This is a genomic window from Neobacillus ginsengisoli, from assembly GCF_030813055.1.
The window spans coordinates 513,706-526,146 of sequence record NZ_JAUSTW010000001.1 but is presented as its reverse complement, the minus strand read 5'-3'; the positions used below and the strand labels follow the sequence as shown (position 1 = coordinate 526,146).

Sequence of the window (12,441 nt, the reverse complement as noted above, 5' to 3'; positions counted from 1 at the left end):
GTCTCCTTAATTGCAAAGCATTTTGCGAGTTTGTAAATGCTTTCTTAATCTAACCTCGGTTCCTCTACCTGGCTGTGAATGAACCTCAACCTCATCCATGAAATTTTCCATGATGGTGAATCCCATACCGGATCGTTCTAAGTCCGGTTTCGTTGTAAATAATGGCTGACGAGCTTCTTCCACATCTACAATTCCAAATCCAACATCTTTTATTGTCATTTCAACTAAGCTATCCTCAATCGATACTTGAATATAGACAATACCATTTGGATCATTTTCATACCCATGTATAATCGCATTGGTCACGGCTTCCGATACAACAGTTTTAATTTCTGTCAGCTCATCCATTGTCGGATCAAGCTGGGCAATAAATGCCGCAACAGTGACACGTGCAAATGATTCATTTTGACTTAATGCACTGAATTGAAGATTCATTTCATTCTTCATATCAGGCCACCCCCAATCTTTGCAATGCAAATTCTTCTGTCGGTTCCATTTTGATGATTTTGAATAAACCAGACATATCGAATAATCTTTGTATTGCAGGGGAAATTGCACAAACAACCATTTCACCGTGCACCTGCTTGATTTGTTTGTATCTTCCTAAAATAACCCCAAGTCCTGAGCTATCCATAAAAGAAAGTCGTTCCAGATTTAAGACAATATGGCGTATATCGTTCTTTTCAATAACATTTGCAGCCTGTTCCCGAAGCTCATCCGCCGTATGGTGATCCAATTCCCCGCTTAAGCGAATGCATAGAACATCATGTTTAATTTCCATTTCAATGTTAAGACTCACTATCCCTAGCCTCCTTCATCTGGTATAGTGAGTCAATTCTATGCAGGTCTGTTAATTTCCTTCTACCTGGACAAAACTAGTCGTAATTCGCTAAAAGTAGTGACTAATTTTTGTTATTCGACAGTAGTACGTTTCATCTTCCTGCTTTCGTAAACATTCCAAATGAACGCTTATAAAGTGTCCACCAGCCTGCTTCTTTTACATCTTTATTGGCAACTAACGGACTTTCTAAGATGACTTTTCCATCTTTAATCAGTTTGATGGTTCCAACCTTATCGCCTTTATGAATAGGTGCATTAAGATTTTTTTGCAGAATTACTTTTTTCTTTACATCCGCTGTTTTTTCACCTTTTTTTGTCAGCAAGGAAAGCGGTTCACTTGTTACAGCCTCCACAGACTTTTCTTTCCCTTTGCTTATGTTTGCTTTAGCGATTGATTGATTTCGCTTAAACATTGGATGTGTTTGATATTGACTAAATGCATAATTAAGCATTTTCGTAACTTGTGCGTTTCTTTCCTTAGAAGTTGGGGCACCAAAAACAACTGCTATCACACGCATCCCATTCTTTTGCGCCGTTGCCGTTAAACAGTATTTGGCTTCAGCAGTAAAGCCGGTTTTTAAGCCATCTACTCCCGGGTAAAAACGCACCAATTTATTGGTGTTCACAAGCCAGAATTTTTTATCCGTATTTTCACGGAGATATCCTTCATACATACCTGTAAATTTCGTAATGTCTTCATATTTTAATAATTCCTTCGCCATAATGGCCATATCATATGCTGAACTAAAATGGCCGCTGACCGGTAAACCTGTTGTATTTTTAAAGAAAGTATGTTTCAAACCAAGTTGTTTTGCCTTCTCATTCATCATGTCAACAAATGCATCTTCAGAGCCTGCAATTCTCTCCGCCATTGCAACCGCTGCGTCATTCCCTGAGCCAATCGCGATACCCATAAGCATTTGCTTTGTGGTCATTTCTTCTCCCGGTTCCAAGAATATTTGTGAACCGCCCATAGAGGCTGCATATTCGCTTGTCCGAATTTTTTCATTCCAGCTAAGCTTTCTCTGATCAATGGCTTCCATGATGAGAAGCATAGTCATAATTTTTGTCATGCTTGCCGGCGGAAGCTCTTCCTGGCTATTTTTCTCATAGAGGACCTTGCCTGTATCACGTTCAATTAATATCGCAGACTTAACGTTGCTGGCAATATCAGTTGTGCTTTGTTTTTCTGCTGCCATGGCAGAAGGAATACCTAAACCGGTAAACAAAAAGAATATCACCGATAAAGAGATAAATCGTTTCATTCGCATAACCCTCCATTCTTTATAGCCTCCATTTTTTCCAAATCAATCAACTTTATACAATTATTTCCTCCAATTAAAATAAAAAAAGTCAGGGAATTAAATCCCTGACTTTTTAAGGTATAAATACCGGCTCCGTAGCCTGGACAAGGCGTTGAAGCATTTCTTATTATTCCGTTATTTCTTCATGGATAAGAATCGGTGCATCTACTTTTGTAGCAGAAACCTTAATATTTTCATAAAGCTTATCTTTTACTTCTTTTACATCTTCAAAATTACTGTAAATCCTTACTAAAGATTCACCTTTTTCAACTTTATCGCCAATTTTTTTTCTTAATACAAGTCCAACCGCTAAATCGATAATTGATTCTTTCGTTGCCCTGCCCGCTCCTAAAAGCATCGCTGCTGTGCCAACTTCATCTGCAACGATTTCCGAAACATAACCCGCCTCTTTCGCTTCAAGCTCATAGATATATTGTGCTTGCGGCATTTTCGAAGGATTGTCAACAATTGTAGCATCTCCGCCTTGCGAACGTAAGAAGACTTTTAATTTTTCCAGTGCTGTCCCATTTTTCATTACATTTTCAAGCATGGTTCGTGCTTCTGCTAATGAACTAGCCTTCTCAGCTAAATAAACCATATGGCTTCCTAGAGTTAAACAAAGCTCCGTTAAGTCCTCCGGTCCTTCCCCTTTTAATGTATCAATCGCTTCTTTTACTTCAAGAGCGTTTCCAATAGCAAAACCAAGCGGCTGACTCATATCAGAAATAACAGCCATCGTTCTTCTGCCGACATTATTCCCGATCCGTACCATCGCTTTTGCCAATTCTCTTGAGTCATCCAATGTCTTCATGAAGGCACCTGCACCTGTTTTAACGTCGAGAACAATGGCATCAGCACCAGCAGCAATTTTTTTGCTCATAATGGAACTCGCGATCAATGGAATGCTATCAACCGTCGCAGTCACATCTCTTAATGCATATAGTTTTTTATCTGCAGGAGTTAAATTTCCGCTTTGACCAATTACGGCGATCTTGTTTTTGTTAACAAGTTCAATAAACTCATCATTTTCAATTTCAACATGAAAACCTTGAACTGACTCTAATTTATCTATCGTTCCACCGGTATGACCCAAACCGCGTCCGGACATTTTAGCAACTGGAACTCCGACAGCTGCAACAAGCGGACCAAGGACAAGTGTTGTTGTGTCACCAACACCGCCTGTTGAGTGTTTATCTACTTTAATTCCTTCTATTGCGGATAAATCAATTTGATCACCGGATTCTACCATTGCCAATGTTAGATCGGCTCTTTCTTTTTCAGTCATTCCTTTAAAAAATATGGCCATTGTTAAGGCACTAATTTGATAATCGGGAATCGAGCCATCCGTATATCCGTTAATAATAAAATTAATTTCATCTGTCGATAATTCGTGTCCATCTCTTTTTTTCTCAATTAAGTCAACCATTCTCATCGCTTATCACCACTTTATCCAATGTTTTTAACAATTTCTTTTATATATAAAAGGAAGTTTGATTTTACCCTTTCAGTTGTTTCAATGACTTCTTCATGTGATAATGGCTGATCAAGTATTCCTGCAGCCATATTGGTTATGCAGGAAATTCCCAGCACCTTTAAGCCTCCATGCCGTGCCACAATCACCTCAGGAACTGTTGACATACCGACCGCGTCACCACCCAAAGTTCTCGCCATACGAATCTCTGCCGGTGTTTCATAGACCGGTCCAGTAAACCCAAAATAAACTCCTTCTTTTATATCAATGTTTAATTGAGAAGCAATTTCTTTTGCTGTTTCGCGTAATTCCCTAGTATACGCCTCTGACATATCAGGGAAGCGAACACCGAGACGGGAATCATTCGGGCCAATTAACGGATTGGATCCCATATAATTGATATGATCGGAAATAATCATTAAATCCCCTGGAGTAAAGCTTTCATTTACACCACCTGCAGCATTCGTTACAATCAACATTTCGATACCCAATTCTTTCATTACGCGAACTGGGAAGGTTACCTTATCGAAACTGTAACCCTCATAGTAATGAAAGCGCCCTTGCATTGCAACTACCTCGACACCGTTAAGCAAGCCAAAAACAAGCTGTCCTGCGTGGCCTTCAACAGTCGAAGTTGGAAAGTCCGGAATCTCTTTGTAGGGGATTTTTACAGGGGTTTCTATTTCATCTGCTAACACCCCAAGACCTGAACCTAGTATTAGACCAATTTTTGGTGTTTTTGTATATTTTTCTTTTAAAAAGCCTGCCGCATTTTGAATTTTTTCGAAATCCATTTCCATTCCTCCTCTTATTTCAAATCATTTAAAAAGCTTTTTCCATAGTTAGGCATTTTTACATTAAAGTTTTCAGCCACTGTTGCTCCAAGGTCAGCGAAAGTCTCCCGAAGCGGAAGTTCTTTTCCTTCTTTCATTTTCTTAGAGTAAACAAGCAATGGAACATATTCACGAGTATGATCTGTTCCGGGTGCAACTGGGTCATTCCCGTGGTCAGCTGTAATCATTAGCAGGTCGTCTCCCTTCATTTTTGCAAAAACCTCGGGTAAACGGGCATCATATTCCTCAAGAGCTTTACCGTATCCTTCAGGGTCACGGCGATGTCCATAAAGTGCATCAAAATCAACTAGATTTACGAAGCTAATTCCAGTAAAGTCCATATCAAACGTTTCTATCAACTTATCCATTCCATCCATATTGGAAATAGTCCGTAATGATTTGGTTACGCCTTCTCCATCATAGATGTCAGAAATTTTTCCGATCGCAATCACATCCAAGCCAGCATCTTTCAATTCACTCATAACCGTTCGGTCAAAAGGTTTTAATGCATAGTCATGACGGTTTGCTGTTCGTTTAAAGTTACCCGGTTCGCCCAAAAAGGGTCTGGCAATGACACGGCCAACCATATATTTTTCATCAAGTGTCAACTCACGTGCTATTTTACAGATCTTGTATTGTTCCTCGATTGGGATAATCTCCTCATGAGCAGCAATCTGAAGTACGGAATCAGCGGAAGTATAGACAATTAATGCTCCCGTTTTTATATGCTCCTCCCCAAGCTCATCCAAAATTTCTGTTCCGCTCGCAGGTTTATTGCCAATGATTTTTCTTCCTGAACGTTTTTCTAATTCAGAAATGAGCTCCTTCGGAAAGCCTTCCGGGAAAACCCTGAAAGGTGTTTTAATATTCAAACCCATAATTTCCCAATGACCCGTCATCGTATCCTTCCCATTCGAAGCCTCCATCATTTTTGTATAACAAGCTAATGGGGTTTCTGCCTTTTTGATTCCCTTTATTTCTCTAATATTGCTTAAACCCAATTTCCCCATGTTCGGCATATTCAGTCCATTCATTCTTTCAGCAATATGGCCGTAGGTGTCCGCCCCTTTATCACCAAACTTTTCAGCATCCGGTGCTTCACCGATACCAACTGAGTCCATTACGATGATAAATATCCGTTTATATATATGATTTGCCACTCGTTCTTCCTCCTTTTCAATGGAAACGTTTGCAATATTTTCAAAAGATTTCACAACAATATGTTGCCCTTTTTAAATAGGAATAACCATAATTTAAAATTCATTTGTCGGAAGTCTGACATCTCTATTTTACTAAAAGTTTTAGAAATTACAAGAAAAAAGCCGCCATTAATTTTGGCGGCTTTTTGACATTTTGATAAATTCTTAGAATCTACAAATTTATTAAGCTCTTGGATGAAATCTACTATAAACATCCTTTAATCTTGTTTTCGTAACATGTGTATAAATTTGCGTCGTAGAAATATCAGCATGACCGAGCATTTCCTGCACCGCTCTTAAATCAGCCCCATTTTCCAACAGATGAGTGGCAAAAGAATGCCTTAGTGTATGCGGTGTTAATTCTTTTTCGATTCCTGCTTCTTTTGTTAACTTTTTTAAAATTTTCCAAAATCCCTGACGTGTTAACCTTTTACCTTGATGATTTAAAAAAAGGGCGTCATCTTTATGCTTTTTTGAAACAAAATGGGGTCTGCCATTATCTAAATAACATTTTATTGCTTCAGATGCTGTTCTGCCAACAGGAATAATTCGCTCTTTATTTCCCTTACCAATACATCGGACAAAGCCCATGGTTAAATGTACATTGTCTATATCAAGGCCAATCAGCTCACTGACACGAATTCCTGTCGCATATAGAAGTTCCAGCATCGCTTTGTCTCTTAAACCGAAATGGTCATGCAGCTTTGGTGCATCCAGGAGTATTTCTACTTCCTGAAGGCTTAGAACCTTTGGTAAGGTCCTTTCTAACCTAGGTGTTTCAATATGAACAGTCGGATCTTGGTCTGTTGCTTTATCCCTTAATAAAAACTGATGTAATGCCCGAACAGATGCAATATGTCTTGCAAGTGTCTTCGATGATTTTCCCTGCTCTTTTAAAAACCCCAGAAAATGGACAATATGAATACGCTGCACATCATTGAGAGTTTGGATTGATTCAACATTTCTTAAATAACGAATATAACCTTTTAAATCCCGCTCATATGCCATAATGCTATTATTCGCCAGACCTTTTTCGACTATTAAAAAATGTTTAAAGTCTTGTAAGTGATCCTCCATCATTTTTACTCCCCGTTTAAATAAAACAATTTTAACCGATCCAACATGGAAGGATCTCCTTCTTTTACTGCATTCGAAACCTTTAAAGCAGCCCCTTCTGGTGCGTCATAGCGATGATAATTTTGGTATTCCTCACTTACCAATATGATACCATAGTAGAAGAGAATCGTGCACCCGGTGAATATGATAAAAACCTTTATTGTTTGAAAAGCCACTTTTATAAAAGAAAACATTATTCTTCCCCCAAACCGTATCTTCTAGTAAAAGGTATGCCAAATTGTACAAGTTTTATACCTACACACCGGTATTTAGGGGATAAAAAGCAAAAAAGCCCTTTTCAGTAAAAAGGACTTCCCATTTTTTATTAAGCTTTTTCTTCTTCATTTCCTTTATCTTGGCACCGGTAACAGATACCATGAAAGGTTAGGCGATGGTCTTTTATTTTAAAATTCCATCTGCGCTCAACAACAGCCTCAACATCTTCTAAAAGATCCTCTTGAATTTCATCAACCGCTCCACATTCAATACATACAAGATGATGGTGAAAATGTGCCGCTCCTTCTTGACGGAGGTCATACCTTGATACACCATCACCAAAATTAATTTTATCGACAATTTTTAATTCAGTTAGCAATTCCAACGTTCGATAAACAGTTGCTAAACCAATTTCAGGCGATTTTTCTTTTACGAGGAGGTACACATCTTCTGCACTTAAATGATCCTCTTCATTTTCCAGCAAAACGCGAACGGTTGCTTCACGTTGGGGTGTTAGCTTATAGCTCGATGAATGCAACTGCTTCTTTATTCTCTCAATTCTAGTTTCCATCCCGAAGTCCCTCCCTCGCCACTATGATTCTCATTATAACAGATGGCAAAAGAGATTCAAAATAAAATTATTATAAATAAGAATTTATATTTTATATTAAATAACAATTATTTTAAATTGGTAGAATGGATGATTGTTTTCATCAGCCATGGAGATAGATATGCTTCAATCCCTGAGGCAACCGAGAGAAAGATTACGGCTGCTAAGAGGGCGATAATGTATCGTTTAAAAAACGGCATAATCGGTTGTCCATATTTTTTCATAAACTGTTTTTTAATCATTCTCATTGAAAAAATAACTGATAATGCGGCCATCATGATAAACACGGGAATGGTAATCAAATTTTGCGGCAGAATGGAAACAAATGCCATCATAAAGCCTTTCCACCCCATTTGACTAACCAGAAATCCTACTGTAAATCCAACCACCATCCCTTTTAAAAATAGAAGGATGAGAATTACAGGTAAACCAATAATGGAAATCCCCAGTATCCACATTAAGCCAATAAATTTACTGTTATCAAAAAAGCTTTGGAGAAATAAATCGCTGTCCTCTGCTACTTTTCCATCTGAAACCTGACCAAAAAATTGCGATAAATAGTAGAATAAATCTTCTTTTTGAGGAATACTCATGCTATTAACTACTATTGCTCCAAAAATAACACCCATTAAGAACAAAATCACAATAAATAAAAAAATTGAGGAATGCTCACGGAAATAACTGGCGGCTTCAGACTGGTACAATCGCTTCTTCATCTGCGTTTCCTCCTATTAGGTAAATCAGTTAATACATCTTATGCCTTTCTAGTTTTTCTATGACCAAATTTTTAATAGATAATAGAAAAACCCGGCAGCAACAGCTATCGGGTTTTCTTGATCTATATTTTAATCTGAGATTTTTCCGTATTTTCCTCCGCCGCCTGCAGCCAGATTTACTTTCCCTTCCCTGGCTTTCAAGATGATATCAGCGATTTTATCAGGTACAACCTCTCTTAATGCATCATAAGGAACTTCATGTAAAATCGCCATTTCACTCCCAAAATGATTAACAAGTTTTTCAAGCAATTTTGGTCCTAAGCCAGGAATAAATTCCAGCGGCACTTGATGAACATAAGGCGGGCGGTCTTCAGGGCTGCTCCCGGCTGTTTTCAGCTCAAGGATCCGATCGGCCACCCCTTTGATAATCTTAGGGTTGCCGCATAGATTACAAATTTGGTCCCCCTGATTAACGGGATTTAAACATTCCGCACAAACCGTCTTATGGTATTTTCCCAGTAACGGATCGAGCCCATAATTGGCGATGATTTTTCTCCCTGCTTCGCCTTTCAATGCCTTTTGTAATTCCGAAAAGGTTGGTTCCTTCATGGTGATTACTTGGTATTCACGCGCAATTTTAGCTAATGAATGAGCATCGGAGTTCGTGACAAACGGAAAATCGTGTAATTCTTTTAATTGGTCCGCCATGTTGGTATCGGAGCTTAAACCCAGTTCAATTCCATCGATTAGGTTTGGGTCTAATACCTCGGTTAAAGATTGATTGACTCCTTTACCATACAGGCTTTTAAACGGTGTAAATACATGTGCAGGAATAAATAATCCACCTAGGTCCTTAACCTTTTTTTGCAAAACAAGGCCTGTCACATAGATTCGCTGTGAGCTTAATTGAATATTTTTCAAATTACCTGATAGCCAAGTTGAGAATTCCTTCATTACAGCCAAGGTAGGAAAATAGCAAAGAAGATGGATCGGGCCGCCCGATTGATCATCATAAATTTCTAATTCCGAACCCGGTATGACGGTTAAATCCCCAAATACTAAGCCACCGTCGGGGTGTTCATAGATGTCACCGCTTTGAATAAGACTTTCCATTTCAAGAATTACTTCCGGTGAATGACTGTCAATAATCCCAACCATATTCAAGCCCTTTTCATTCCTTGCATGTTCAATGATATTCGTAAATGTTAATGATTTGGCACCGGTTATTTTGACTGGCTTGCCTGTCCAGGTTCTACCGATATGGATATGTAAATCTACATAATAGCGGTTCATTTTCCTAAAGCCTCTTGAAGCTGAAGGAATTGAACAGCATAGGCTGTTTTAGCATCATAGATTTTTTGGTCTTTTACATATTGAATCGCTTCAGCGAGTGTCAATTCTTCAAGATTAACAAATTCGTCTTCGTCAAGCGCAGCGGAGTTTTCTTTTTTTGTTAAACCTTTTGCAATAAAAACATGAACAATTTCGTCTGCAAACCCCGGTGAGGTGTAAAAAGAGGTTAACAGTTCAAGACTCTCGCATACATAGCCTGTTTCTTCCTCTAATTCACGACGGGCACATACTTCTGGCTTTTCGCCCCTTTCTAGCTTCCCGGCCGGAATTTCCACAATGGTTCTTTCTAATGCTTTACGATATTGTTCGACCATTACAATTTTATTGTCATCGGTGACTGCTAAAATAGCCACAGCACCGGGATGTTTAATAATTTCCCGTTTTGAATGATTTCCATTTGGAAGCTCAACATCCTCCAGGTAGAGACTGATTACTTTTCCGGAAAAAATTTCTTCGCTGTGGAGCGTTTTTTCTTCAAGGCTGCTCATAGTGCCACTCCTGTTCTATTTCGTTATGTAATGCTCATACATTTTACCATACTTTATTTGGAGGGGTATGGATGAAGGTGTATGTACATGAGAAAGGAATAATTCTGGTTGGTAAACGCCGGGAAGTATTGCAAAAACTGAAAGAATATAACACGGATTACGTCACCGTTTCCGATTGGATTCAAAATGTTACCCAAAAATAAATTCTTCCGTTTGTAGTCTTTCCCGTTCTTTATTAAAATTGTAGAAAAAGAACGGGGTGGTTTTTTTGAAAAAAAGAAAATTAGGCAGCTCTGATTTATTTGTTTCTGAATTAGGTCTTGGCTGTATGTCAATAGGTACGGAAGAAAAAGCGGCACGGCTTATTATTGAGTCAGCTCTTGCTGAAGGCGTCAATTATTTTGACACTGCCGATTTATATGATTTTGGTGAAAATGAAAAAATTTTGGGACAAGCCCTAAAAGATGTACGAGAAAAGGTTATTATTGCCTCAAAAGTCGGTAATCGCCGGAATAACGGTCAGTCCGGCTGGTCATGGGACCCATCAAAGACATACATAAAAGAAGCGGTAAAAAACAGCCTGAAGCGCCTTGGAACTGATTATATTGATCTTTATCAGTTGCATGGAGGTACAATTGAGGACCCAATTGATGAAACGATTGAAGCGTTTGAGGAATTAATAGAAGAAGGCTATATTCGCTATTATGGTATTTCATCGATTCGACCGAATGTAATTCGTGAATATGCAAAGAAGTCCGGTATCGTATCTGTGATGATGCAATACAGTATTTTAGACCGTCGTCCCGAGGAAGAAGCATTACCGCTTCTTCATGATAATGGAATTAGCACAGTCACACGCGGATCACTTGCCAAGGGTTTGCTTAGTGATCGAATGCTTGAAAAAATATCTGAAAAAGGCTATTTGGATTATAGCCGAAAAGAATTGAGTGAAACCTTGCCATTACTGAAGGAAAAAGTGGCAGCCGCCCGCTCATTAACAGAAGTTGCTCTTCAATATAATCTGGCAAACCCTGCTGTGGCTTCTATTGTTGCGGGCGCAAGCAGTCCTGAACAGATTAGAAGTAATGCCGATGCTGTCCGAAGCCGGTCACTGACTGACGAAGAAATTGCGGTTATTCAGAAACTATCAAAGGTAGCCACCTATAAAGAACATCGTTGAAAAAGGAGAGTCATCGCGACTCTCCTTTTTCATTCTTATTTATTTAAACTCCTTCCAGTTCATCCCGCTTTCGTTCAATAACTCTTCAAATGATTTGTTCTTTTCTTTTAATCTCCGCTCTTCTCTCTTTCTTTGCTCCTCTTCTTCTTTTCTTTTCTCTTCCACTGCTTTAAGCTGCTCCTGTTGTTCTTTTAGCTGCTTCATTAAATCGGGATTGAGAATATCCTTAAGCGTTACCGCCGATTCATCTTTTTTCGGTTTAGTTGATTGATTTTTTTGTTTCGAATGTTTTTTCATTTTCGCCACTCCTTTAAACACGATTCATTAATATTATACCATTTCGGCCTTTCCTCCTCCTAAAAAACTGCGCATACAAACAATTTATGGAAAAAATTCATTAAATTTCATTTTTTAAATTGACACACGTGTCAAATTAACATATATTTTAAATTGACACAGATGTTAATTTAAAAAGGAGTGAAAAATGTGTCTCCACGAACACCTGAACAAAATGAAGAAATTAGACAGCAGCGAATCCGGCAAATTTTGGAGGCAGCCCGTGAAGTGTATATAGAAAAAGGGTTTTTGAGTACAGAAATTGGCGAGATTGCCAAAAAAGCGGGGATTGCCCGCGGGCTTGTTTATTACTATTACAAGGATAAGTATGAGTTATTTCAAACTTTATTTGAGGGAGCTCTAACCGCTGCTATCCAATTTGTAAGTGCCCGATTGAAAACTACAGAGCCGCCACTGGAAAGATTACAGCAATATGCACTGCATTATTTGCATACTGCTGCCCAAGACCCGTCCATGGTACATTTCTTTCGTGATCTGTACCAGGATATTCCTGCTGTATTTGGAGAAAGGGGAGATGAAATTTCTAAAAACTTTACCACTAATATCCATCAGCCGTTAGCTGACACATTTGCAGATGCAATGGAACAAGGGCTGATACGAATTGGAGATCCTTATCTCTTTTCGCAAATTTTTTGGGGTGGAATTTCAGGGGCTATGTTCACAATGACAGGAAGTGGAAGGAGTCCCGAATCGGCTGAAACAAATGCTTATATTCAGCAAACAATTGATGTATTGTTTAACGGTTTATTAATTTAAAA

The 12,441-nt window shown here is 38.6% G+C and carries 16 protein-coding genes; 3 read left to right on the top strand and 13 right to left on the bottom strand.

Annotated features, from left to right (window positions below):
* Positions 1-6 precede the first annotated feature (6 nt).
* The 12 genes from spoIIAB to J2S10_RS02725 form a co-directional block, all read right to left on the bottom strand.
* The gene (spoIIAB, locus tag J2S10_RS02780) at positions 7-447 is read right to left on the bottom strand and encodes an anti-sigma F factor (RefSeq protein ID WP_307404190.1); all 441 of its coding nucleotides are present in this window, start codon (positions 445-447) and stop codon (positions 7-9) included.
* A 1-nt stretch (position 448) separates the two neighbouring features.
* On the bottom strand, positions 449-799 hold the full coding sequence (gene spoIIAA / locus J2S10_RS02775) for an anti-sigma F factor antagonist (RefSeq protein ID WP_307404189.1): 351 nt from the start codon (positions 797-799) through the stop codon (positions 449-451).
* A 133-nt stretch (positions 800-932) separates the two neighbouring features.
* Complete coding sequence (locus J2S10_RS02770) at positions 933-2,105, bottom strand: D-alanyl-D-alanine carboxypeptidase family protein (protein WP_307404188.1); 1,173 nt, start codon at positions 2,103-2,105, stop codon at positions 933-935.
* A gap of 166 nt (positions 2,106-2,271) precedes the next feature.
* Positions 2,272-3,576 carry a pyrimidine-nucleoside phosphorylase gene (locus J2S10_RS02765; RefSeq protein ID WP_307404187.1) on the bottom strand — a complete coding sequence of 435 codons (1,305 nt, stop codon included), beginning with the start codon at positions 3,574-3,576 and terminating at the stop codon, positions 2,272-2,274.
* Positions 3,577-3,590: 14 nt separating this feature from the next.
* Complete coding sequence (locus J2S10_RS02760; protein WP_307404186.1) at positions 3,591-4,409, bottom strand: purine-nucleoside phosphorylase; 819 nt, start codon at positions 4,407-4,409, stop codon at positions 3,591-3,593.
* 14 nt (positions 4,410-4,423) lie between these two features.
* On the bottom strand, positions 4,424-5,608 hold the full coding sequence (deoB, locus tag J2S10_RS02755; protein ID WP_307404185.1) for a phosphopentomutase: 1,185 nt from the start codon (positions 5,606-5,608) through the stop codon (positions 4,424-4,426).
* A gap of 222 nt (positions 5,609-5,830) precedes the next feature.
* Positions 5,831-6,724, bottom strand: coding sequence for a site-specific tyrosine recombinase XerD (gene xerD, locus J2S10_RS02750; protein WP_307404184.1), 894 nt, complete (start codon positions 6,722-6,724; stop codon positions 5,831-5,833).
* 5 nt (positions 6,725-6,729) lie between these two features.
* On the bottom strand, positions 6,730-6,957 hold the full coding sequence (locus J2S10_RS02745; RefSeq protein WP_307404183.1) for a YqzK family protein: 228 nt from the start codon (positions 6,955-6,957) through the stop codon (positions 6,730-6,732).
* A gap of 131 nt (positions 6,958-7,088) precedes the next feature.
* Positions 7,089-7,550 (bottom strand): ferric iron uptake transcriptional regulator, encoded by a 462-nt coding sequence (gene fur / locus J2S10_RS02740; RefSeq protein WP_307404182.1) that lies wholly within the window; start codon positions 7,548-7,550, stop codon positions 7,089-7,091.
* A gap of 107 nt (positions 7,551-7,657) precedes the next feature.
* The gene (spoIIM, locus tag J2S10_RS02735; RefSeq protein WP_307404181.1) at positions 7,658-8,305 is read right to left on the bottom strand and encodes a stage II sporulation protein M; all 648 of its coding nucleotides are present in this window, start codon (positions 8,303-8,305) and stop codon (positions 7,658-7,660) included.
* 129 nt (positions 8,306-8,434) lie between these two features.
* On the bottom strand, positions 8,435-9,598 hold the full coding sequence (locus J2S10_RS02730) for an endonuclease Q family protein (RefSeq protein ID WP_307404180.1): 1,164 nt from the start codon (positions 9,596-9,598) through the stop codon (positions 8,435-8,437).
* Complete coding sequence (locus J2S10_RS02725; protein WP_307404179.1) at positions 9,595-10,146, bottom strand: NUDIX hydrolase; 552 nt, start codon at positions 10,144-10,146, stop codon at positions 9,595-9,597. The genes J2S10_RS02730 and J2S10_RS02725 overlap by 4 nt, the downstream gene beginning before the upstream one ends.
* 71 nt (positions 10,147-10,217) lie before the next feature.
* Here J2S10_RS02725 and mciZ point away from each other — a divergent pair, with 71 nt between their 5' ends.
* Both mciZ and J2S10_RS02715 read left to right on the top strand, forming a co-directional pair.
* Positions 10,218-10,349, top strand: a complete 132-nt coding sequence (gene mciZ / locus J2S10_RS02720; RefSeq protein WP_307404178.1) for a Z-ring formation inhibitor MciZ — start codon at positions 10,218-10,220, stop codon at positions 10,347-10,349.
* Between the two features lie 65 nt (positions 10,350-10,414).
* Positions 10,415-11,326 (top strand): aldo/keto reductase, encoded by a 912-nt coding sequence (locus tag J2S10_RS02715; RefSeq protein ID WP_307404177.1) that lies wholly within the window; start codon positions 10,415-10,417, stop codon positions 11,324-11,326.
* Positions 11,327-11,365: 39 nt separating this feature from the next.
* Here J2S10_RS02715 and J2S10_RS02710 read toward each other — a convergent pair whose 3' ends face one another.
* The gene (locus tag J2S10_RS02710; protein WP_307404176.1) at positions 11,366-11,623 is read right to left on the bottom strand and encodes a YqkE family protein; all 258 of its coding nucleotides are present in this window, start codon (positions 11,621-11,623) and stop codon (positions 11,366-11,368) included.
* 189 nt (positions 11,624-11,812) lie between these two features.
* Between J2S10_RS02710 and J2S10_RS02705 the strand changes: the two genes are divergently transcribed.
* A complete protein-coding gene (locus J2S10_RS02705) occupies positions 11,813-12,439 on the top strand; it encodes a TetR/AcrR family transcriptional regulator (protein WP_307404175.1) in 627 nt (208 codons plus the stop codon).
* Positions 12,440-12,441 lie beyond the last annotated feature (2 nt).